Here is a 22,630-nt window from a genome sequence, read left to right on the forward strand (position 1 = left end):
TCACTTGTCGCGCAACAGACGGAATGCCGTCGAAGCACCCCAGCCAGCAGCAATTGCGATGACCAGAGACATCAGACCGTACCAAACAGGTTGCTGACGCGACATGTTGTACAGGAACCGTTCCAGGCCAACTTTGCGGACATCGATGGTTGTTTCGTACTGCGAAACCACCTCGCCACCGCGCGTCAGGAAGATACGGGCGGCATAATCCCCCTCTGTCAGGTCGGCAGGCATGTCGATTGAGGTGCGGAACAGTGTTTGTTCGTCCACGGCGACCGTGTCTTCGCGGATGGAATACAAGTCTTCTTCCTCGCGAATGCGAACTACCGCGTCTGCGAAATCCTGCGCGCCGCGGATATGCATCGCGGCACCAACGGACCGGATCGCACGTTCTATCGAAATGCGATAACGAAGATCTTCGGTGTCAGTCAGAATGTCATCTAACGGCCCGCTGGTTGCGACCGCGTAAAAGCTGGGCGCAAGATCGACGAGAACACTGTCGGTGTTGACCCAGATCCCCAGCTTCCGTTCTTTGCGGCGTACCGTGACAGGCTCGGACGGACCAGCGACCGCAACGATGACCTCGACCGGTGGGCCGGACGGAATCGGGGTTTCCCGTTTGATGGCCCCAAAAATGAGAAGCTCTGAGCCGTCAAAGGTCGCTGTAATCGCAACGCGATCCTGGCTAAGACCAAGGACAACCTGTTCTTCCGCAGCAAACGCGGGCAGGCACATAAGACAAACGGCGGCAATGAGTGAACGCAGCATTCTCAGTGCCCTCCGCCGGTTCCAAGCGAATAAAGCTCGGCAGGTTCAAGAAGCAGATCAAGCGCAAGCTTGCCGCACACCGCCAGAACCAAAGCAGCCAGCAAGACGCGCAGTTGTTCTGCCGGCATACGCGCGCCAATCACAGTACCGATCTGCGCGCCAATCACACCGCCAACCAGCAGCAGAACCGCCAGAACAATGTCAACCGTATAGTTCGTGGTGGCGTGCAGCATCGTGGTGAAGGCCGTCACAAAGATGATTTGAAACAGCGAAGTGCCGACAACAACCTTTGTGGGCATGCCCAACAGGTAAATCATGGCGGGAACCATGATAAAGCCGCCGCCGACACCCATGATTGCAGACAAAACCCCGACGCAAAGCCCAACCATAACAGGTGGAATGACCGAGATGTAAAGACCAGATGTGCGGAATCGCATTTTGAAGGGCAGGGCATGAATCCAGCCCCGTTGACGGCGTTTCGCGGCAACAGCTCCGCCTCGTTTTGCCTTTCGTAGCGCCCTGAGGCTTTCGACGAACATCAGGCTGCCGATGACGCCAAGGAAAACGACGTAACACAGTTTGACCAGCAGATCGACCTGACCCAGGCTTTTGAGATAGTTGAAGACAACCACACCCAAAGCGGCCCCGATCAGGCCCCCGACAAGCAACACAGTCCCCATCTTTAGGTCTACGGTTTTTCGTCGGAAATGGGCCAACACGCCGGAAAAGGACGAAGCAACAATCTGATTGGCCTCGGTCGCAACCGCCACCGCTGGTGGAATGCCGATGAAGAACAGCAGCGGCGTCATAAGAAAACCGCCGCCGACCCCGAACATTCCGGACAAGACGCCAACCATTCCACCCAAACCAAGCAGGAGGAATGCATTCACCGATACTTCGGCTATGGGCAGGTAAATGTACATGATACCGTCACTTTGTGTTTTGCGTCGCCGCGCTGCCGCATGCAGTCCATTGGTAAGCCATTGATGCAGTTTTTTGCATGTATATCATTGTCACATGCCTCCCGGCTCGATGAGCCCAAAGATGTCTTCTGATTGCAAAACGAGATCAGCTTTGATTTTGAAAGCACCGCCCAACGTTAGGGAAGCGCTGACAGAAACTTTGGCTATGGGCAGATAGACTTGCATACCCCCTTAGAGCGGGTGCGGCATGCAAAATCAACTCTGCATGCCGCTCTGCAGCGAACAGGACCCAGAATTGATCCTGAACTGGACTTATCAGCGTTCCTTTACGTACGGTTCGCCACCGGCACGTGGGGGAACGGCTTTGCCGACAAACCCGGCCAGAATCACAACTGTCAGGATGTAGGGCAGGGCGTCCATCACCTGTACCGGGATCACAATTCCGCCCAGGTCGATATTCTGGAAACGCAGGGCAACGGCTTGCAACAGGCCAAACAGCAGACAGGCCCACATGGCATGCCAGGGGCGCCATTTCGCAAAGATGAGCGCCGCCAGTGCGATGAACCCGCGCCCGGCTGTCATTTCCTTGACGAACCCGGCCTGCAATGCGGTGGCCAGATAGGCACCTGCAATGCCGCACAAAACGCCACAGATCGCGACTGCTGCGAAGCGCAGGCCAACAACGGATACGCCTGCTGTATCAACCGCCGCCGGGTTTTCACCCACCGCCCGCAATCGCAGGCCAAAGCGGGTGCGATAAAGAACCCACCATGTCGCCGGAACCATCAGAAACGCCACATAGACCAGGATTGAGTGACCCGAGAGCAATTCTGAATAAATCGGGCCGATAATCGGCACACCGCTGATTGCTTCCGCAAATGGGAAATTGATGGGCTCAAATCGCCCACCTCCAAACAGGGACGGTGTCCGCCCGCCTTGCTGGAACCAGCTTTGGGCGACCAGTACGGTCAAACCCGAAGCGAGAAAGTTGATCGCCACGCCCGAGATCAGCTGATTGCCCCGGAATGTAATTGACGCCAGCCCGTGGAGCCCCGATAGCAATAATGAAGCTGCAATGCCCGCCAGCAAGCCCAACCAAACTGAACCGGTAACAGCCGCAATGGCTGCGGAAAAGAACGCCGCTATCAGCATTTTGCCTTCGAGGCCAATGTCAAAGATACCAGCACGTTCCGAATAAAGCCCGGCCAGACAGGCCAGCAGCAGCGGGGTGGACAGGCGGATGGTCGAATCCAGGACCTGGATGAGGGTAACGAAGAATTCCATCACTCAGCCCTCTTCCGCATACCAAGGAACAGTTTTTCAAGCGGCATTCGCACCATGTTGTCCAACGCCCCGGTGAACAGAATGACCAACGCCTGAATAACAACGATCAGCTCACGTGGGATCGAGGCCCACAAAGCCAGTTCTGCCCCGCCCTGATAGAGGAAGCCAAACAGTAAGGCGGCTAGAAAAACGCCAAACGGGTGGGATCGGCCCATCAGCGCGACGGCGATTCCGATAAAGCCCGCGCCCTCGGTCGAGTTCAGAACCAGCCGCTCGGCCTCGCCCATCACGTTGTTGATGGCCATCAAACCTGCCAGCGCGCCCGAAATGAGCATGGCTATGATGGTGATCCGCACAGGCGAAATACCAGCGTAAACCGCCCCGGTTTCCGAGTGGCCATAGGCGCGGATTTCGTACCCCAGCCGGGTCCGCCAGATCAGTGCCCAGACAACGACACAGGCCAGCAGCGCGATGAAGAACGTGATGTTCGCCGGAGCCCCGCGGAACACCACATTCTCAGCGGTTGAGAATATCGACTGGAAGGTCGGCAGGTGAACGGTTTCGGGGAATCGTGCGGTGGCCGGGTCCTGCGATCCTTGCGGGCGCATGACATTGACCAGCATGTAGTTCAGGAACGCGGCTGCGATAAAGTTGAACATGATCGTGGTGATCACGATGTGGCTGCCGCGTTTGGCTTGCAAATAGGCCGGAATGGCAGCCCAAAATGCGCCGAACAGCATTGATGCGGCGCAGGCCGCAAGCAAGGCAACGCTCCAATGGGGCCAGTCGACATAAAGGCAGACCATGGCGACGCCAAGCCCGCCCAGCATCGCCTGACCTTCGCCGCCGATGTTAAAGAGGCGCGCATGAAACGCCACGGCAACCGCAAGTCCGGTGAACATGAAATTTGTCGCGTAGTAAAGCGTGTAGCCCCAGCCATAGGTCGACCCCAGCGCGCCGGTCACCATAAGCTGAACCGCTTCGATTGGGTTTTCTCCGATGGCGAGGATGACCAGCGCCGACAGGATTGCGGCCAGTATCAGACTGATCAGCGGGATCAGGATGACATCGGCCCATTTGGGCATTTTTTCCATGTTACGCGGCCTCTCCCGCAACACCGGCCATCAACAGGCCCAGTTCTTTTTCATCCGTCTCATGGGGCAGTCGTTCACCCATGATGTGTCCGTCAAACATCACCGCAATCCGGTCGGAAAGCGAAAAGATCTCTTCCAGCTCGACCGAGACCAACAGAATGGCTTTGCCCTGATCACGCAGAGCGACGATCTGCTTGTGAATGAACTCGATCGCACCGATGTCTACGCCGCGTGTGGGTTGTCCGACCAGCAGCAGATCCGGGTTGCGCTCGATCTCGCGTGCGACAACGATCTTTTGCTGGTTGCCGCCAGAAAAGCTCTTGGCCGCCAACCATGGATCGGGCGGGCGAACGTCGAATTTTTCGATCTTGGCTTCGGTATCGGCGCGCAAGGCGGCATTGTCCATGAAGATGCCGCGTTTGTATGCCGGGTCACGATGATAGCCGAAGGCGACGTTTTCCCACGCGTGGAAATCCATAATCAAACCTTCGCGCTGCCGGTCTTCCGGCACATGTGCGATATGCTGGGCGCGGCGGGCCTGACCGTCCGATCCTGCGCCACTCAGTGCCAAAGGCTGACCATTCAATTTGATCGAACCCTGGCCCGGGCGCATACCGCCCAGAACCTCAAGCAGCTCGGATTGTCCGTTGCCAGCCACCCCGGCGATGCCGACGATTTCACCTGCGCGGACGGTCAGATCAATGCCTTTGACCCGTTCCACTCCGGTCGAATCGAAAACGCTCAGCTTTTCAATCTCAAGAATGGGTTTACCGGGTTTGGCAGGAACTTTGTCGACCTGAAGCAGAACCTTGCGGCCTACCATCAGTTCGGCCAACTCTTCGGGGCTGGTTTCGGACGTTTTGACAGTTGCCGTCATCTGCCCCCGTCGCATGACCGAGACGGTGTCGGTATTCTCCATGATCTCACGCAGTTTGTGCGTAATCACGATGATCGTTTTCCCCTCGGCCCGCAGGCGGTCGAGAATGCGAAACAACTGATCTGCTTCAGCCGGGGTCAGTACGCCGGTTGGTTCGTCCAGAATCAGAATCTCAGCCTTGCGATACAACGCCTTCAGAATTTCGACGCGCTGTTGCATACCGACACCGATCTCGTCGATGCGTTTGTCTGGGTCGACGAACAGTTCGTACTCTTCTTCCAGGTCTTTCAACTCTTTACGCGCCTTGGACAAAGACGGGGCGAGCAGCCCGCCATCTTCGGCACCCAGCACGATATTTTCCAGAACGGTAAAGTTTTCAACCAGCTTGAAATGCTGGAATACCATCCCGATGCCAGCAGCGATTGCGGCCTGGCTGTCAGGGATATCTGTCTTGGATCCGTTGATCCAGATTTCGCCTTTGTCGGCTTTGTAGAAGCCGTAGAGGATGCTCATCAGCGTGGATTTGCCCGCGCCGTTTTCACCGATGATCCCGTGTATTGTACCGGGGGCGACACTGATGGAGATGTCTTTGTTGGCCTGAACCGGCCCAAAGGCTTTGGAAATCCCTTTGAGCTCAATGGCGGGGACGGTCATGTCTTGTCCTCAATTGCCGAAAGGGCCGCACGGACGGCGCGGCAGAGTGGAAAACGGGGCGGAGGAAACCCCCACCCCGTATGTATTTTTAGAACTGCAGTGCCGGGCAGCTGTCGTTCTCGTAATAGCTGACAACGTTGATGTCGCCGTTGATGATGGCGCTACGCGCATCGTCCACAGCGTCTGCCATGCGGACGGACACGAGGGCTTCGTTGTTTTCATCCATCGCAACGCCAACACCGTCTTCGGCCAGACCCATGGTGAAGATACCGGTTTCTACGTCGTCGCCTGCTTTCATCGCTTCATAAACGGCAACATCCACGCGCTTGAGCATCGAGGTCAGAACTTTGCCCGGGTGCAGGTGGTTCTGGTTGCTGTCCACGCCGATTGACAGGATGCCTTCGTCGGCAGCGGTTTGCAGAACGCCAACGCCGGTGCCACCGGCGGCTGCGTAGATCACGTCTGCGCCTTGGCTGATCTGTGCCTTGGTCAGTTCAGATCCTTTCACAGGATCGTTCCATGCTGCCGGAGTGGTGCCGGTCATGTTGGCCACGACGTTGATGTCAGGGTTCACAGCCTTGGCACCCTGCGCGTATCCACAGCCAAAGTGACGGATCAGCGGAATGTCCATACCGCCGATGAAACCAACAGTGCCCGATTCCGACGCCATCGCGGCCATCATGCCAACCAGGTACGAACCTTCATGCTCGGCAAAGCCAATCTGACGGATGTTTGGAATGTCCAACCAGTTCACGTCAACGGCGACGAACTTGGTATCCGGATAGTCGCCCGCGACTGCTGACAGCGGATCAGCCATGCCAAAGCCCATGGTGATGATCGGGTTTGCACCGGATTCGGCAAAGCGGCGCAGGGCCTGCTCACGCTGTGCTTCCGACTGGATTTCGATCTCACGGTACTTTCCACCGGTCTCATTTGCCCAACGCTGCGCGCCGTTATAGGCGGCCTCGTTGAACGACTTGTCAAATTTGCCGCCCAGATCAAAGATCAGCGCCGGTTCAGCCAGAGCGGCACCTGCAGTCAGAGCGACGGCAGCGGCAGCGCTCATCAAGGATTTCATCAGGGTCATTTCGGTCTCCCAGTTTTATGTTGGCACGGGATCAGATTAGTCCCGTTTACCCACGTTTAGCGAGCATAACTGTTGTGATGGCGGGTATTAAGGGGGTTTGCAACCGTCATGGTCAATTGATTCCTGACCAAATGGTCCAAAAAATGTTCACTTGCCCTTAGGGCAGGCGGCATTCCATCACCAGAGCGTCGGTTTTTGTACCCGTTTCGCGCGAATAATACGCACGCCGCACGCCGCAGCGATGATACCCGCAGCGTTCATATAGGGCGATTGCCGCCACATTGTCAGCTGCGACGTCCAGAAAGGCCCGGTTTGCCTCCATGGCCGCGGCCTGACGGTGCCATTCACGCATCGTTTCCAGGGCCAGCCCCTGACGTTGTACCGAAGGGTGAGTCGCAATTGTCAGCAGCTCGGCCTCGCCCGCGATCACCTGAAACAACGCAAAGCAGCGCGGATCACCAACGTAATGCGTAATCGGGTTGTCCAGAAGGCTTTCAAATTCGCTGGCGGACCAGGGGCGCGACTGCGTAAACGCAGCGGCATGAGTCGTTGCCATGTCGTGCGGCGTCATTCGTCTAACATGACCGGAGGCACATCACGCGACGGGGCCGCGTCTGCGGGCCGGACATACAGAGGTGCCGGCGGTGCGCTGACATCGCGCCAACGTTCAGCCGTCAGACGTGCAATGGCTTGGGCGTGTTGGTCCGGGTCATTGCAGGAAAACAGCGATCCAAGTGCCTCGGCCTCTACCCTGGGCATCAGGCGTGGATCATCGCCGACGGCCTGAACATAAACCTGATCGCGCGGGGCTGGTATACATGGAATCTGGTCCGCGCCGCCGAGCTCCATCAAGGCATCGAAGCCTGAAACACCAACGGCAGGGACGCCGAGGCCCAAGGCAAGTCCGCGTGCGGCAGAGACCGAGATTCGAATGCCAGTGAAATTACCCGGGCCGACACCCACGCCTATGGCGTCAAGATCGGACCAAGCGCAACCACCCTGAGCAATTATGTCTTCGAGCATCGGCATCAGGCGTTCGGCCTGCCCGCGCGACATTGCTTCGGCCCGAGAAGTTATGATTTCACGACCGCGCAACAAAGCGGCCGCGCAATGCGCGGCCGATGTATCAAATGCCAGAATCGTCGGGTCAGACGGCAACAGGGCGAACCTCGGTCACTTCGGGGATGTAGTGACGCAGCAGGTTCTCGATACCCATTTTCAGTGTCAGCGTCGAAGACGGGCAGCCTGCGCAGGCCCCCTGCATGTGCAGGTAAACAATGCCGCGATCAAAACCGTGGAAGGTGATGTCACCACCGTCCTGAGCCACCGCCGGACGCACGCGGCTGTCCAGCAGATCTTTGATCTGATTGACGATTTCAGCGTCTTCCCCAGTGTGTTCTGCATGGCCAGATGCGGCAGTTGCATCTGCACCCATCACGGGTTGACCCGATTGGTAGTGCTCCATCACTGCACCCAGGATCGCCGGTTTGATGTGATCCCACTGAACCTCATCGGATTTGGTGACAGTGACAAAATCGTTGCCAAAGAACACGCCGGTCACACCGTTAACAGCAAAGATTCGTTTGGCCAGAGGAGATTTCTCGCCCGCTTCCAGCGTTGGGAAATCTGCAGTTCCAGCCTCAAGCACCGTTTGGCCGGGCAGGAACTTCAACGTGGCCGGGTTTGGGGTGGATTCGGTCTGGATGAACATGAGGCAGCTCCGTCTGATGTGCCTCTGATATGCGCGCAGGGGCGCGGGAAGTCAAGATTTGGAACGGTTCTAAATTGAAGCCGCGTGTTCCAGCGCCTCATCCAGACGGTCGTCGCCCCAATACAATTCGTCATCGACCAGAAAACTGGGCGCTCCGAACAGATCAAGGTCTTTGGCGCGGTTGGATTGCGCAAACAGCGCAGCCTTGATGTCCGGGTCCTGCACGCGGCCCAAGGTGTCAGTTGGCAAGCCTGCCGTTTCCAGGCAATCCATCAGCACGTTCTGATCCGAGATATCGCGCCCCATCCCAAACTCTGCGCTGTAGACCGCCCTGACAAAAGCGGCCCGCCCATTTTGACCTTCAATAGCCAGCGAGAGACGTGCTGCCGAAAGAGAATTCTGCGGAAAGGGATCAGGTCGTACTAATGGCAACCCCCGCGCCGCACACAGGCGTTCCATGTCACGCCACATGTACCGCCCCTTGGCAGGGTAGAGATTAAACGGAGACGTTTGCCATCCCTGAGCTGCAAAAATGGGACCAAGCAGAAAAGGGTGCCATTCGACCGAAACACCCTTGGCTTGCGCCGCGGCTTCGATTCGCATTGCGCTGAGATAGGAATAAGTCGAGGCGAATTCGAACCAGAACTGTATCGTCTTCGCCATCGTCGGTCCTCAGGTGATTTCTTCCAGCTTTTCTTTGCTCAGATCGCCGGGAACAATGGTGATCGGGATCGGAAGGCTGCCCGAGTTTTTCGTCAACTGAGTCACCAGCGGGCCTGGGCCCTTTTTGTCGGTGCCCGCCCCAAGTACAAGAACTCCGATTTCGGGATCAGACTGAACATGTTCTATGATCTGTGGCACCGGATCGCCTTCGCGGATGGCCAGTTCGGGTTCCACATTCTGTTTGTCGCGCATCCATTTTGCAAAAACCTCGTAATGCGCATGGATACGTTCACGCGCTTCTTCGCGCATGGTTTCGGCGACACCGATCCAGTGGTTGAACTCGTCTGGCGGGATCACCGACAGTATCGTCACTCCGCCACCGGTATGTGCGGCACGCATCGCGGCAAAGCGCATGGCGTTCAAGCATTCGCGGCTGTCATCCAGAACAACTAGAAACTTACGCATGGGTGTCCTCTTCAAGTTTCACAGATCATGCCCCAGCGGTTGCGTTGTGGCAACTCGGACACGTTCAAAGTGACATGCTAGCGTTCGCTTGCAGCCCAATCCCAGTAAAGTCCACGGGCGCGGCGGGCAATAGGGCCAACTTGAAATTGCGTATCGTCCAGAGCTGTAACAGGTGTCACCTTGTTCATGTTGCCTGACATGAACACTTCGTCTGCCCCGTGAAAATCCTCGAAACTCAAAACCGTTTCGTGGACCGCAACACCGTCGTCGCGCAAGTTCTTGATATGTCGCGCGCGCGTGATCCCCGCCAGAAACGTGCCGTTGGGGGCCGGGGTGAAGACCTCGCCGTCTTTGACCATAAAGATGTTTGCCGTTGCGGTTTCAGCCACGTTCCCCATCGCGTCTGCGACCAGAGCGTTCGAGAACCCCTTTGACCGAGCTTCTTGCAACATGCGTGCATTGTTGGGGTACAGGCACCCGGCCTTGGCGTTTACAACTGCACTTTCCAAAACAGGGCGGCGAAACCTTGTGGTTGTCAAAGTGACCGAGGCTGTGTCCGGTGCCATCGGGATCTGTTCCAGACAAATGGCAAAGCCCGTGCTGTTTTCCTGTGGGACAATGGCGGTCTGGTCGCCGTCGATCCCCCAATACATCGGCCGAATATAGACAGCGGTATCTGCGTCGTAGGATTGCAATCCTTCGCGCACCAGCTCCACCATATGTTCAGCTGTTACAGTCGGGGTCAGCATCAAAGCTTCTGCAGATCGGTTTACCCGCGCACAATGCGCATGCAAGTCGGGTGCAAGGCCCTCGAAATATCGAGCGCCATCAAAGACAGAAGACCCCAACCAGGCCCCGTGATCGGCGGCGCGCATGATGGGTGCATCCCCTTCATGCCACTGGCCTTCGAAATATGTGCGGATATTCTTGCCTGTTGCCATGATGCCCTCCCAAGCTTTGGGCAAACCTAGGAGGGCGTCAGAAAAAGGTCCAGTGCAATCAGCGTGATGCTGACCCAACCATGCCTACGATTTCGTAGGTCTTGTGCAGGATCGGAGCAGCAATCTCACGCGCACGCTCGGCTCCGCGTGCCAGGATGCGATCAATTTCAGCCTGATCTGCCATCAAACGAGACATTTCGGTCGAGATCGGCGCCAGTTTCGCCACCGCCAGATCGGCAAGCATCGGTTTAAAGTCACCAAACTGCTTGCCGCCGACCTCGGCCAGAACCTGTTCGACACTTTGATCGTTCAGCGCCGCGTAGATATTGACCAGATTGCGCGCCTCGGGGCGATCCTCGAGCCCATCAACATCCGACGGCAGCGCGTCCGGGTCGGTCTTGGCCTTGCGGATTTTCTTGGCAATCGCGTCGGCATCATCGGTCAGGTTGATCCGGCTCATGTCTGAAGGATCTGACTTCGACATCTTTTTGGACCCGTCCCGCAAGCTCATGACGCGGGTGGCCGCGCCTTCGATCACCGGCTCGGTAACGGGAAAGAAATCAACGCCAAAGTCGTTGTTGAACTTGATGGCGATATCACGGGTCAACTCCAGATGCTGTTTCTGATCCTCACCGACCGGCACATGGGTCGCGTGATAGATCAGAATGTCAGCCGCCATCAGCGACGGGTAGGCAAACAACCCCAGCGAAGCGTTCTGCTGGTTCTTGCCTGCCTTGTCCTTCCACTGGGTCATGCGTTGCATCCAGCCCATCCGGGCGACGCAGTTAAAGATCCAGCCCAGTTGTGCATGTTCGGGCACCTGGCTTTGGTTGAACAAAATCGACTGTTCGGGGTCGATGCCCGCTGCGATGAAGCCTGCGCATAATTCGCGAGTGTTGTGGGACAGCGCGGCGGGGTCCTGCCAAGTGGTGATCGCGTGCAGATCGACCATGCAATAGATGGTTTCGAAATCTGCACCCTGCATATCCACAAAGCGCTTCATTGCGCCCAGATAGTTGCCCAGGGTCAGCCCGCCCGAAGGCTGGATGCCGGAAAACACGCGCGGCGTGAACTGGGTCTCGGTCATCGAAGGGAACTCCCGTCTGGAAAAATCAGCCCCCGTCGCTTACCCATGAGGCACAGGGACGTCAACAGCCGCGAAAGGCCCGCCCAATGAGCAGTGAGCATTACACACCCGCCGTGAACCCTTTGCCGCCCGTTGTCGTGGCGCTGGTTCTGTTCATCATCGGCATTGAACTCGCCTTTACGCTGGGATCGCGCGGTTTGGTCGGAGGGCCAACAGCGGTCGGCTGGCGGCTGGACGCAATACAACATTATGCGTTTTCGGCGGATATCTTCGACTGGATGGTGCTGAACGGGCGCTGGCCGTTTGAACATGTGATCCGGTTCGTGACCTATCCGTTTGTCTCGGCCAATTTCACGCAGGCGGTGTTTGTTTGCGTCTTCGTTCTGGCCATGGGCAAGATGGTCGGTGAAGTGTTTGGCGGCTTCCCCATGCTGTTGATCTTTGTCGTCTCAGGGATCGGGGGCGCGTTGGCTTATGCCGTTCTGTTGGATCCCCGCTATCCCCTGATCGGAGGGTTTCCTCCGGTTTACGGCCTGATCGGCGCATTTACTTGGTTGTTGTGGCGAAAGCTGTCTTTGGTTGGCGCAAATCAGGCACGGGCATTTCAGCTCATTGCCGTTCTTATGGGCATTCAATTTCTGTTTGGTCTGATCTTCGGCGGCAATTGGGAGTGGGTCGCCGATCTGGGCGGGTTTGCCACCGGTTTTGGCGTATCTTTCCTTGTCGCACCCGGCGCCTGGGATCGCATCGTTGGGCGCATACGCCGCGACTGATCAGGAGCGGCGCAGGGCGCGTTTGAACTCGGAAAGTTTGAATGCGCCCAAGAGGTGGCCCAGGCCGAAGTAAGAAGTCGCAGCGACCATAATCAGGACAAGCAGCGCCAGATATCTCCAACCGGGAACATTCAACGTCCAACCAAACGCCAGAAGCGCCGCATACAAGACCACGCCCATGCCAATTGAGGCCAGCACGATCCGACCCGCGCGCTGTTTGAACCGGTCATCGAACCGGGCTTCGTCTCCCATGTTGCGCGCGCCTATGGCCAACAGAACGACCATGGCCCAACCCGCTGTCGATGCAGCAATGGCGGGTGCGATCCAGCCCACAAGCGGGAAGAGGCCAAACGCCAAAGCCGCATTCACGATCATCGCCACGACAGCATAGTAAAACGGAGAGCGCGTGTTCTCGCGTGCGAAATACAGAGGCTGCAGCAGTTTTTGCAGCATGAAGGCCGGTAGTCCGATGCCATAGATGGCAACGGCCAGCGCTGTGGCTGTGGTATCTTCAGAGGTGAATTGCCCCCGTTCGAACAGAACCGAGACCAGCGGGTTCGGGATGACCAGAAACGCCACGGTCGAAGGCAGGGTCAGCAGCAACATGAACTCTCCGGCACGGGAAAACGCGTTGCGCGCGCCTTCTTTGTCTTCGGCGCGCAGACGGCGTGACAGGTCGGGCAGTAGAACAATACCGATGGCGATACCAACCACGCCAAGCGGCAGTTGGTACAGCCGATCTGCCGCAAACAGCCAGCTCACGGCCTTTTCGGTTTTCGACGCCACCAATTGACCGACCACCAGATTAACCTGCGTGACCCCCATCGCCAGAGCGGCAGGGACCGCGATGCGGACCATCCTGCGCATCTCGGGCGTGAGTTTAGGCAGGCCGGGTCGAATGCGGATACCAGCCCGTTCTGTTGCAACCCAGACCAGCGCCAATTGGGCGATACCTGCAGCCGGAATAACAGAGATCAGCCACCGAATGACCTCGCCGCCTGAAAGGGCTCCGGCGATCAGCGCCGTACAGGCAAAGATGTTCAACAAAACCGGTGCGGCAGCTGCAGCCGCGAACCGCCCCTTCGCGTTCAAAACACCGGAGAATAGCGCGGCCAGAGACATGAACAGGATGTAAGGAAAGACGACATAGCCATAGTCCACCGCCAAATCGAAACGCTCATCACCATAGAAACCTTCGGCTGTCAGCCAAACCAGACCGGGCATGAACACCAGCGCCAGCCCAACCAGTGCCAAAACGGCCAGCGCCAACAGGTTAAACGCATCCTGCGCAAAGCCCTGCGGATTCTCATCCGCTTCCAACCGCTTTGAGAACATGGGCACGAAGGCCGCGTTAAAGGCACCCTCGGCAAAAAAGCGGCGGAACATGTTCGGCAGGCGGAAGGCGGCAACAAACGCGTCCATCACCGGCCCGGGGCCGATCAGCGCGGTCAGCAGAATTTCCCGCAGAAATCCCAGAATGCGGCTGGCGAGTGTCCAAAAGCCAACCGTGAAAAAGCCCGAAATCAACCGGATTTGCTTCATGAGGCTGCACGCTCGGCACCCTCGGTGATCGCCTTGCGCAGCTTCGCCTCAAGCCCGCGCTGCTTGCTTTCCGAGTGGTATTTCAGCCCGAACATGTCCTTGACGTAAAAGGCGTCCACGACCTGTTCGCCGTAGGTCGCAATCACGGCATTGGCAATGTACACATTCGCGGCCGCCAACGTCCGGGTCAGGTCATAGAGCAGACCAGGGCGGTCGCGCGTATCAACTTCGATGATCGTGTAGATTTCGGATCCATCATTGTCGAAAGTGATATGGGTCGGCACGTTGAAGGCCCGTTCGCGTTTCTTGATCTTGTCGCGTGATTTCAGGGCTTCCTTGGCAACCACTTCGCCGCGCAGTGTCTTGTGGATCATCTGCGTCAGGCGGGGCAGGCGCGCGGCTTCGAAGGGGCGTCCTTCGGTGTCCTGAATCCAGAACGCATCCGTGACGTAACCGTCTTTGGTTGTGTAACTGCGGGCATCCACGACGTTTGCGCCGACAAGGGCCAATGCCCCAGCGATACGGGCAAAAATCCCTGGATGGTCGCCCATTGCAAAGCAAGCCCGCGTTGCGTCGCGATCTTCGTCAGGTTCAAGCCTGATCTCCATCGCGCCCGGATCACCACTTTGGTCCAGTGCGTGCAGCATCTCTGCAAACTCGACATGCGTCGCCAGATTGAGACCCTGCCAATACGGATCGTAGTGACGCGCTGTTTCAGTTTTGAGGTCTGACTTGGACCAGCCCGCCAATTTCGTGCGAAGTGCTTTCTTAGCCTCAGCCCCGCGATTGGCGCGGTTGAGGTCTTCCATACCAGTTTCCAGCGCACGCTTGGTTTCTGCGTGCAAGGCGCGCAGCAAGGTGGCTTTCCAATTGTTCCAGGTGTTGGGGCCGACGCCGCGAATGTCACAGACGGTGAGAACGGTCAGCAGATCCAGCCGTTTGACCGTTTGAACGGCCTTGGCAAAATCACGAACAGTTCGCGGGTCCGAAATATCGCGTTTTTGCGCCATGTCTGACATCAGCAGGTGATACCGGACCAGCCATTCAACCGTTTCCGACTCTGATTTGCTCAGCCCCAATCGCGGGGCCACTTTGCGCGCGATCTGTGCACCCAGGATCGAATGATCCTCGGGCCGACCTTTGGCAATGTCGTGCAGCAGTAGCGCGACATACAGCACTTTTCGATTTACGCCGCGCTCAAGGATCGAAGAGGCAAGCGGCAAGGATTCCACCAGTTCTCCGCGTTCGATCTGGGCCAGGTTGATGATGCACTGGATGGTATGCTCGTCCACCGTGTAGCTGTGATACATGTTGAACTGCATCATCGCCACGATGTGTTCGAACTCGGGCAAAAAGGCCGACAGGACGCCCAATTCGTTCATCCTTCGCAAAGCACGTTCCGGGTTGCCGTGTTTCAGCAAAAGATCCAGAAAAATGCGCTTGGCTTCTTTGTCGTTGCGCATCTCGTCATCGATCAGATGTAGATTGGCGCTGACAAGGCGCATTGCATCCGGATGGATCAGCATGCCGGTCCGCAGCCCTTCTTCGAACAAACGCAGAAGGTTTAGTTTGTCCAACAGGAACGTGTCGGGGTCGGCCACGTCGAGACGCCCGTGAACCACTCTATAGCCATCCTTGACCCTTGGGCTTCTGCGGAAAATACGCTCCAGCAACGGCGCGCTTTTCATATGCAGCGCTTCGAGCTTGGTCAGGAAAATCCGTGTCAGTTCACCGACCCGAGTTGCCTCGCGGAAGTAGCGCTGCATGAAGACCTCGACCGCCCGCCGCCCGGCGCGGTCTTCATAGCCCATGCGCGCGGCCACTTCGACCTGCATGTCAAACGTCAGTTGCTCGGTGGCGCGGCCCGTCACCAGATGCAGATGCGATCGCACGGCCCACAGGAACTCTTCGGCCTGAACAAAGGTCTCGAACTCTTCTGGCGTGAACAGACCCAGAGGAACGAGTTCGGCCACGTCCTGCACGCCATAGACATATTTTGCGATCCAATAGAGCGATTGAAGGTCACGCAGACCGCCTTTTCCTTCTTTCACATTGGGTTCGACCATATAGCGCTCACCTTGTTTGAGGTGGCGTTCGTCCCGTTCTTTCAGCTTAGCTTCGATGAATTCGCGTTCGGTTCCTTTGAACAAATCGCTTTTCAGACGTTGATCCAGCTCGTCCGCCAGGGCCTTGTCACCGGCCAGATAGCGTTGTTCCAACATGGCGGTGCGGATCGTGAAATCCTCGGCGCCCAGCCGCAAGCAGTCTTTTATCGTACGAGAGGAATGGCCGACTTTCAGCCGCAAGTCCCACAGAATGTAGAGCATCGATTCGATGACGCTCTCGGCCCAGGCTGTGATTTTGTAGGGGGTTAGGAACAGCAGGTCGACGTCCGAAGATGGCGCCATTTCCCCGCGCCCGTATCCGCCAACGGCCAAAACCGCAATCTTCTCGCCTTGGGTGGGCGTCGCAAGCGGATGTAGGCGTGTGCTGGACACCAGCATCGCCGTACCGACCAGCTGATCTGTCAGATAGGTGTAGGACCGCGTCAGTGCGCGCGCCGCAAAGGGTTGTTCGCCAAAGGCTTCGGCGATAGCGGCGCGTCCGGCCTTTTGCGCGTCGCGCAGAATACGCACCGTTTCAGCCCGCATATTGCTGTTGTCTGTGCAGGACTCAAAAGCCAGCGCCAGCGCGTCACGGACGCTGGCACTGTCGAAGATGTCTTCAGCGGGGCAGATTAATGAGGTTTCAGGCACAGGGCTGGCGCCCGGCAGATCAGAAGCCGGCGCCAGAGAAGCTTTGTGGGGCAGGGTCAATCACAACCACCTGTTTGTTCTGGATCGTGGCCACGGCCAGACCGCGTTCGTTGGTGCCGTTCGGACGCAGGCGGAATATGCCGCCAACGCCCTGGAAACCGGCGTTCTGAGTCAGGGCTGCAGAGGTCAGCGCGTCGGATTTTCCCTGGCTGACCAACGCGCCGATGGCTGCGATACCGTCATAGGCCAACCCGCTGATCGGATGGGGCGCTTCGCCGTATGTCGCGTTGTAACGTTGGCGGTAAGCTTGTGCCTTGGACGGATCAGGCAGGGCAAACCATCCACCCTGAACACCCGGCAGTTCCAATGTTTGCGGGGGAATATCCCAGCGAGTCAGACCGATGAATTGCGTCGTGGCCTGTGACACTCCAGCCTCGGGCAGCAATTGCGAGAACAATGGCAGCGCACCAGCCGTTGTTGCCGTCAGGAAAATCGAATCGGCCCCTGTCGAATCAACTGTGGCTTTGATGGAGGGCACCGAGTTGATAACGCCTTGCTGCGAGCGGTCGTATCCAACAGTGCCGGCGTTGTTGACCCGGCTGCTGGCCAGCGCGCTGGCAATGGCGGCTTGTCCCAGCTGACCTGCGGCGTCGTTGCTGTGCACGATCACCGTATTAGCCTTGCCCTGGCTGCCCGCATAGCTCACCAACCGGTTGGCCGTATTGTCAAACGTAGGGCCAAGGACAAAGACGTTCCCACCCGCTATGCTGGTGTTGTTCGAAAACGAAAGAACGTTGATATTGTTGTTCAATACCGCCAACCCGGCGGCATTTGCAGCCTGCGCGTAGACCGGTCCGATGATGATCTTGGCGCCGTCCGCAACGGCTTGCTGGGCCACCGCTGTCGCCGTGTTCGGGTTTCCGGCAGTGTCGTAAACGCGCAGGTCAATTGTCACATTGGGCAGATCAGACATTGCCAGACGCGCGGCATTTTCCAGACTTTGCGCCAATGCCGCATCGCCTGACTGGCCAGATCCGCTGGGAACAAGCAAGGCAACCGGGACCGGAGCAGAGGTATTGATCGAAGGTCCACCCCCAAGGCCGCCCGGTTCACAGGCGGCCAGAAACGCCGCGGTTGTCAGGGCAGCAGCAGCTTTCGCCAACTTGCTAACGGGCTTGCAAACGGTGAACATCTAAATGAAAACTCCCTGATCCGACGGCTATGAATGCTTCTGTTCTGTCGAGCCGCGATAATAAACGTCACGCTGTGAGGGTCCAGCTTTGAATTTCCAAAAGATCAGATTGGCTGCGGGCCTGTATTTTGTTGCCACTCCGATTGGAACCGCGCGCGATATTACGCTCAGGGCGTTGGATGTTCTTGCTTCAGCCGACGTGATCGCAGCGGAAGACACCCGCAGTTTGCGCCGTTTGATGGAGATTCACGGCATCCCACTCGAGGGGCGCCGGATCCAAGCCTATCATGACCACAGCGGCGCAGGTGCGCGCGATAAACTCATGCAGGCATTGGCGCAGGGGCAATCGGTTGCCTATGCGTCCGAAGCGGGAATGCCGCTGATTGCGGATCCGGGCTATGATCTGGGCAAGCAGGCGGCTGAGGCCGGACACATGGTGACCTGCGCCCCCGGTGCGTCGGCTGCCTTGACAGCGCTGACCTTGGCAGGTCTTCCGACAGACGCGTTCTTTTTTGCAGGATTTCTGCCCAATGCATCCGGCGCACGCCGCGCCCGGATTGAGGCATTGAAGGACATTCCCGGCACGCTTGTGTTCTACGAATCCCCAAAACGTGTCTCCACCAGCTTGTCAGATCTGGCCATGGTTCTGGGGGCGGATCGACAGGCAGCGCTATGTCGCGAATTGACCAAGAAGTTCGAAGAGATCCGCCGAGGCACCCTCGCGGAATTGGCCGAAGATTATCAAGGCAAGTCAGTCAAAGGTGAAATCGTTGTCCTGGTCGATCGCGGCCATTCGCAAAGCGTTAACGAATCCGACGTAGAAGAAGCACTTAAGCGAGCGTTGGAAAGCCACTCGGTTCGGGATGCGGCGGATCTTGTTTCAAAAATGTATGACCTGCCGCGCCGACCGATTTACCAGAAAGCTCTGAAGCTGGGAAAATGATGACATGGGTCGGCGGACAAATCAGGGCTCTGTTTCCTACCACGCCGGGCAGGCGGCAGAGCTTCGGGTTGCTGAGGATTATGAGCGCCGTGGCATGGCCATTCTGCATAGACGCTGGCGCGGCGCGGGTGGTGAAATCGATCTGATCGCGCGCAACGGGGCTGGGCTTGTGTTCATCGAAGTCAAGAAAAGCAGTAGTTTTGAAAAGGCGGCGGCTCGGATCAGCGCCAAGCAGATTGATCGAATCTACGCCTCAGCTGCTCAGTTTCTAGAGAAAGAGCCAAACGGGCAACTCACCGAAGTGCGCTTTGACGCAGCTCTGGTGGATGGGTCTGGCGCAGTTCAAATCATCGAAAACGCCTTTGGTCACAACTAAGCCCCATTGAACCCCAGGGCCTGCTGGGCCATGTATCTGGCGTGAAGCTGAGGGACACGCCATGAAAATCGCCTTTCAAATGGACCCGATCGGGGCCGTGGACATCAACGCCGACAGTTCATTTCGTCTGGCTGAGGAAGCGCAGGCGCGCGGGCATTCGCTGTTTTTCTATGGGCCTGATCAACTGGCCTATCAGGAAGGCCGCATCACGGCGCGTGGCCACGACATGACAGTGAAGCGGGTCGCAGGTGATCCGGCCGACTTGGGACCCGAACGCGAGGTTGATCTGGCTGATTTCGATGTGGTCTGGTTGCGACAGGACCCTCCGTTTGACATGCATTATATCACGTCCACGCATTTGCTGGATCGTCTCAAGGGTCAGACTCTGGTGGTCAACGACCCGTTCTGGGTGCGCAATTATCCGGAAAAGCTGTTGGTGCTGGATTTCCCTGACCTGACACCGCCGACAACGATTGCGCGCGACTTAAAGACGATCAAAGCGTTCAAGGAGAAGCACGGCGATATCATCCTCAAACCACTTTATGGCAACGGCGGTGCAGGTGTGTTCCGACTGGACGCCAATGATCGTAACCTAACATCTCTGCACGAGCTGTTCACCGGCTTCTCGCGTGAGCCTCTGATTGTGCAGAAATTCCTGCCTGACGTTAGCAATGGCGACAAGCGGGTGATTTTGGTCGATGGTGAGCCCGTTGGCGCGATCAACAGGGTTCCTGCTGCGGGCGAGACACGATCGAACATGCATGTGGGCGGGCGTCCGGAAAAGATCGGTCTGTCAGAGCGTGATCATGAGATTTGCGCAGCAATTGGCCCCCTGCTTAAAGAAAAAGGTCAGATCTTTGTCGGGATCGACGTCATTGGAGACTATCTGACCGAGATCAACGTGACCTCCCCCACCGGCATTCAAGAGCTTGAGCGCTTTGATGGCGTCAACATCGCCGAAAAAATCTGGCAGGCCATCGAAGCCAAGATTTAAGCCATGACCCGGGCGCTGATGCGAAAGCTTAGCGCCTCGGCTACGTGCGATCTGTGGACGTTTGCGGATCTTTCCAAATCGGCGATTGTGCGCGCTACGCGCAGAATGCGATGAAACGCGCGGGCGGACAGGCCAAACCGGTCCGCCGCTTTCAGCAAAAGCTCTTTGCCTTCCGCATCGGGTGTTGCGATCTCCTCCAGAACCTTCCCTTCTGCATCCGCGTTTTGGCGCAGGTGTGGCGTTTCTTGAAATCGGTTCGCCTGAATGGCGCGGGCGTTTTGGACCCGTTCAGCAACTGTAGCGGAGCTGTCGCCGGATGGCGGCAAATCAAGATCAGTGAATTCCACCGGCGGTACTTCAATCCTCAGGTCGAACCTGTCCATCAACGGCCCTGATATGCGGTTCAGATAGTCCTCGCCACAGCCCGGCGCGCGTGAGCAGGCACGAGAGGGGTCTGTCAGATAACCGCATTTGCAAGGGTTGGCTGCGGCCACCAGCATGAACCGGCAGGGATACTTCACATGCGCATTTGCGCGCGCCACCATGACTTCGCCGGTTTCGATGGGTTGGCGCAAGGTTTCCAGAACAGTGCGTGGAAATTCAGGAAATTCATCCATGAACAGCACGCCGTTATGAGCCAGCGAAATCTCACCGGGTTTTGCGCCTTTGCCGCCCCCGACGATTGCGGCCATGGATGCCGTATGATGGGGCTCGCGAAAAGGGCGCGTGCGATTGATGCCGCCTTCGTCCAGCAAACCGCACAAGGACTGGATCATCGAGGTCTCTAAAGCCTCAACTGCGGTCAGGGGGGGCAAGATTCCGGGCAGCCGCGCGGCCAGCATGGATTTACCCGATCCCGGCGTTCCGATCATGATCAGGTGATGACGTCCTGCGGCAGCGATCTCCAGGGCGCGTTTGGCGCGTTCCTGCCCTTTTACATCGCGCAGATCCCGCGCGCTGGGCGTCAGGTTCACCTCGCCGGGCTGGGCGGCTGGTAGGGGGGATTGGCCCGAGAAATGGCGCACAACATCGCCCAGAGACCCCGCGCCGATCACCTGCGTTGCGTCGACCCAGGCCGCCTCGGCGCTGGAGGCGCGAGGGCAGAGCAACATACGATCATCAGATGCCGCCGTCATCGCCGCGGGCAGGGCACCAACCACCGGGACCAGAGAACCGTCGAGTGAAAGCTCTCCCAAAGCTACGGTGCTTTCAGCGGCGTCGGCTGGAATGATCTCTAGGGCCGATAGCAGCGCGACGGCTATGGGTAGGTCGAAATGGCTACCTTCTTTGGGTAGGTCGGCGGGGGACAGGTTGATGGTGATCCGCTTTGAGGGCAAGGCGATTGCCATCGCGCTCAACGCGCTGCGCACGCGGTCGCGGGCTTCGGATACCGCCTTGTCTGGCAGGCCCACGATGGAAAAGGCGGGCAGGCCGGGGGATACGGCGCACTGCACTTCGACCGGGCGGGCATCGACCCCTTGGAAGGCAACGGTATGTGCACGGGCGACCATGGCAGTCCTGTTCTTGGTTAACAGGACGTTGCTGCCATGGTTGTGGTTTAAGAGTCGTTAACGGATGCGCGCAGGGCAGTGAATTTGGGCCACGCGCCGGGGTCAGCCACAGTTTTGTCGCGGCAGAATGGATTGCAGAACCCCCAGTATTGGCCATCCAATTCCAGAAAATCCGCAACCGGTTTATCGGAATACGGACAAGCCTCGTTGAGGGAAGGGCCGCCTGATACCGGTTTGGCGTTCGAGTCCCCTCCGACCGGCCAGGGCATCGATGCCAACTCCTGCGGATAGGGGAATGGGTCATACTGAACTGTCATACCCATTGCGCGCCATTGTCTGACGGCTGGGTCCGACAGGAGGTCTAAACAATAGGCCCGGTTCGCCTCGGACACGGGCAGCCCATAGCCGATGATCCGTGCTGCGACGGGCGTGTAGAACACATCTGCCAGCGAATAGGTGCCGAACAACGGACCGTCTTGCGCACCCGAGATACGCCGCGCGTGTGCCCAGAGTGTCTCAATCCGTTCAAGATCTGCCAGCGTTCCAGAAGTCGGAACAAATCCTTTCCAAACGTGCCGCAACTGCATTGCGCATTGGCCGCGCAGGGCGCTGAACCCTGCAACCATCTCAGCGCAAAGCCAGCGGGCGGTTGCCCGTGCGGCGGGATCTTCAGGCCACAACTGTGCGTCTGGGTGACGCTCGGCCAACGTTTCGGCCATGGCCAGGCTTTCGCCCACAACCGTTCCCTCGGGCAGGCGTAGCGCGGGAACCAGACGGGCTGGCGCCAGCGGTTCCATGTCTTGTTTCATGCTGCCCGAGTACAGGCCGATCATGTGGCTGCGATAAGGCAGATTGAACTTCTCAAGCATCAACCAGCCGCGCATGGACCAACTGGAGAAGAGGCGGTCACCGATGTACAAATCATAAGTCATACATGAACGATGCCGCAGGCCGGCTGCCCAGTAAAACAGTGATTTGTGCGGCGTCAG

At 57.8% G+C, this 22,630-nt stretch carries 22 protein-coding genes; 4 read left to right on the top strand and 18 right to left on the bottom strand.

What is annotated here, in order from left to right; translation table 11 throughout:
• The 13 genes from GS636_RS08235 to trpS form a co-directional block, all read right to left on the bottom strand.
• Nucleotides 1-768 (bottom strand): TIGR02186 family protein, encoded by a 768-nt coding sequence (locus GS636_RS08235; protein ID WP_171669106.1) that lies wholly within the window; start codon nucleotides 766-768, stop codon nucleotides 1-3.
• 2 nt (nucleotides 769-770) lie between these two features.
• Complete coding sequence (locus tag GS636_RS08240; RefSeq protein ID WP_171669107.1) at nucleotides 771-1,691, bottom strand: sulfite exporter TauE/SafE family protein; 921 nt, start codon at nucleotides 1,689-1,691, stop codon at nucleotides 771-773.
• Nucleotides 1,692-2,006: 315 nt separating this feature from the next.
• The gene (locus GS636_RS08245; protein WP_171093630.1) at nucleotides 2,007-2,975 is read right to left on the bottom strand and encodes an ABC transporter permease; all 969 of its coding nucleotides are present in this window, start codon (nucleotides 2,973-2,975) and stop codon (nucleotides 2,007-2,009) included.
• Complete coding sequence (locus tag GS636_RS08250) at nucleotides 2,975-4,069, bottom strand: ABC transporter permease (protein WP_171669108.1); 1,095 nt, start codon at nucleotides 4,067-4,069, stop codon at nucleotides 2,975-2,977. The genes GS636_RS08245 and GS636_RS08250 overlap by 1 nt, the downstream gene beginning before the upstream one ends.
• A gap of 1 nt (nucleotide 4,070) precedes the next feature.
• Entirely contained in the window at nucleotides 4,071-5,600 is a 1,530-nt protein-coding gene (locus tag GS636_RS08255) for an ABC transporter ATP-binding protein (RefSeq protein ID WP_171647382.1), read from the bottom strand.
• A gap of 88 nt (nucleotides 5,601-5,688) precedes the next feature.
• On the bottom strand, nucleotides 5,689-6,687 hold the full coding sequence (locus tag GS636_RS08260) for a BMP family protein (protein WP_171093623.1): 999 nt from the start codon (nucleotides 6,685-6,687) through the stop codon (nucleotides 5,689-5,691).
• A 157-nt stretch (nucleotides 6,688-6,844) separates the two neighbouring features.
• A complete protein-coding gene (locus GS636_RS08265; protein ID WP_253762695.1) occupies nucleotides 6,845-7,243 on the bottom strand; it encodes a GNAT family N-acetyltransferase in 399 nt (132 codons plus the stop codon).
• Between the two features lie 11 nt (nucleotides 7,244-7,254).
• Nucleotides 7,255-7,845: a tRNA (adenosine(37)-N6)-threonylcarbamoyltransferase complex dimerization subunit type 1 TsaB gene (tsaB, locus tag GS636_RS08270; RefSeq protein WP_171669110.1), complete on the bottom strand. Its 591-nt coding sequence runs from the start codon at nucleotides 7,843-7,845 to the stop codon at nucleotides 7,255-7,257.
• Complete coding sequence (locus GS636_RS08275; protein ID WP_171669111.1) at nucleotides 7,835-8,398, bottom strand: NifU family protein; 564 nt, start codon at nucleotides 8,396-8,398, stop codon at nucleotides 7,835-7,837. The genes tsaB and GS636_RS08275 overlap by 11 nt, the downstream gene beginning before the upstream one ends.
• Nucleotides 8,399-8,467: 69 nt before the next feature.
• Nucleotides 8,468-9,061 (bottom strand): 2-hydroxychromene-2-carboxylate isomerase, encoded by a 594-nt coding sequence (locus GS636_RS08280; RefSeq protein ID WP_171669112.1) that lies wholly within the window; start codon nucleotides 9,059-9,061, stop codon nucleotides 8,468-8,470.
• A 9-nt stretch (nucleotides 9,062-9,070) separates the two neighbouring features.
• Nucleotides 9,071-9,526 carry a universal stress protein gene (locus GS636_RS08285; RefSeq protein WP_171093614.1) on the bottom strand — a complete coding sequence of 152 codons (456 nt, stop codon included), beginning with the start codon at nucleotides 9,524-9,526 and terminating at the stop codon, nucleotides 9,071-9,073.
• A 77-nt stretch (nucleotides 9,527-9,603) separates the two neighbouring features.
• Nucleotides 9,604-10,467, bottom strand: coding sequence for a branched-chain amino acid aminotransferase (locus tag GS636_RS08290; protein WP_171669113.1), 864 nt, complete (start codon nucleotides 10,465-10,467; stop codon nucleotides 9,604-9,606).
• Between the two features lie 58 nt (nucleotides 10,468-10,525).
• A complete protein-coding gene (gene trpS / locus GS636_RS08295) occupies nucleotides 10,526-11,554 on the bottom strand; it encodes a tryptophan--tRNA ligase (RefSeq protein ID WP_171669114.1) in 1,029 nt (342 codons plus the stop codon).
• A gap of 86 nt (nucleotides 11,555-11,640) precedes the next feature.
• Here trpS and GS636_RS08300 point away from each other — a divergent pair, with 86 nt between their 5' ends.
• Complete coding sequence (locus GS636_RS08300; protein WP_171093608.1) at nucleotides 11,641-12,327, top strand: rhomboid family intramembrane serine protease; 687 nt, start codon at nucleotides 11,641-11,643, stop codon at nucleotides 12,325-12,327.
• On the opposite strand, the gene murJ is transcribed toward GS636_RS08300, so the two are convergent.
• From murJ to GS636_RS08315, 3 genes are read right to left on the bottom strand one after another with little or no spacing between them, the layout of a single operon-like run.
• Nucleotides 12,328-13,869: a murein biosynthesis integral membrane protein MurJ gene (murJ, locus tag GS636_RS08305; RefSeq protein WP_171669115.1), complete on the bottom strand. Its 1,542-nt coding sequence runs from the start codon at nucleotides 13,867-13,869 to the stop codon at nucleotides 12,328-12,330.
• Nucleotides 13,866-16,685, bottom strand: coding sequence for a [protein-PII] uridylyltransferase (locus GS636_RS08310; RefSeq protein ID WP_171669116.1), 2,820 nt, complete (start codon nucleotides 16,683-16,685; stop codon nucleotides 13,866-13,868). Before GS636_RS08310 ends, murJ begins: the two co-directional genes overlap by 4 nt.
• On the bottom strand, nucleotides 16,645-17,817 hold the full coding sequence (locus GS636_RS08315; RefSeq protein ID WP_171669117.1) for a penicillin-binding protein activator: 1,173 nt from the start codon (nucleotides 17,815-17,817) through the stop codon (nucleotides 16,645-16,647). The genes GS636_RS08310 and GS636_RS08315 overlap by 41 nt, the downstream gene beginning before the upstream one ends.
• 88 nt (nucleotides 17,818-17,905) lie before the next feature.
• Here GS636_RS08315 and rsmI point away from each other — a divergent pair, with 88 nt between their 5' ends.
• From rsmI to gshB, 3 genes are all read left to right on the top strand, one after another.
• The gene (gene rsmI / locus GS636_RS08320) at nucleotides 17,906-18,760 is read left to right on the top strand and encodes a 16S rRNA (cytidine(1402)-2'-O)-methyltransferase (RefSeq protein ID WP_171669118.1); all 855 of its coding nucleotides are present in this window, start codon (nucleotides 17,906-17,908) and stop codon (nucleotides 18,758-18,760) included.
• Between the two features lie 4 nt (nucleotides 18,761-18,764).
• Nucleotides 18,765-19,136 (top strand): YraN family protein, encoded by a 372-nt coding sequence (locus GS636_RS08325; RefSeq protein WP_171184005.1) that lies wholly within the window; start codon nucleotides 18,765-18,767, stop codon nucleotides 19,134-19,136.
• A gap of 61 nt (nucleotides 19,137-19,197) precedes the next feature.
• Nucleotides 19,198-20,130: a glutathione synthase gene (gene gshB, locus GS636_RS08330; protein WP_171669119.1), complete on the top strand. Its 933-nt coding sequence runs from the start codon at nucleotides 19,198-19,200 to the stop codon at nucleotides 20,128-20,130.
• Here gshB and GS636_RS08335 read toward each other — a convergent pair.
• Both GS636_RS08335 and GS636_RS08340 read right to left on the bottom strand, forming a co-directional pair.
• Nucleotides 20,127-21,641 carry a YifB family Mg chelatase-like AAA ATPase gene (locus GS636_RS08335; RefSeq protein ID WP_171669120.1) on the bottom strand — a complete coding sequence of 505 codons (1,515 nt, stop codon included), beginning with the start codon at nucleotides 21,639-21,641 and terminating at the stop codon, nucleotides 20,127-20,129. The genes gshB and GS636_RS08335 overlap by 4 nt on opposite strands.
• Before the next feature lie 47 nt (nucleotides 21,642-21,688).
• On the bottom strand, nucleotides 21,689-22,573 hold the full coding sequence (locus GS636_RS08340) for a glutathione S-transferase (protein ID WP_171669121.1): 885 nt from the start codon (nucleotides 22,571-22,573) through the stop codon (nucleotides 21,689-21,691).
• Nucleotides 22,574-22,630: the final 57 nt, after the last annotated feature.

It is taken from the genome of Ruegeria sp. HKCCD4884 (genome assembly GCF_013110855.1).
Lineage (GTDB): Bacteria > Pseudomonadota > Alphaproteobacteria > Rhodobacterales > Rhodobacteraceae > Ruegeria.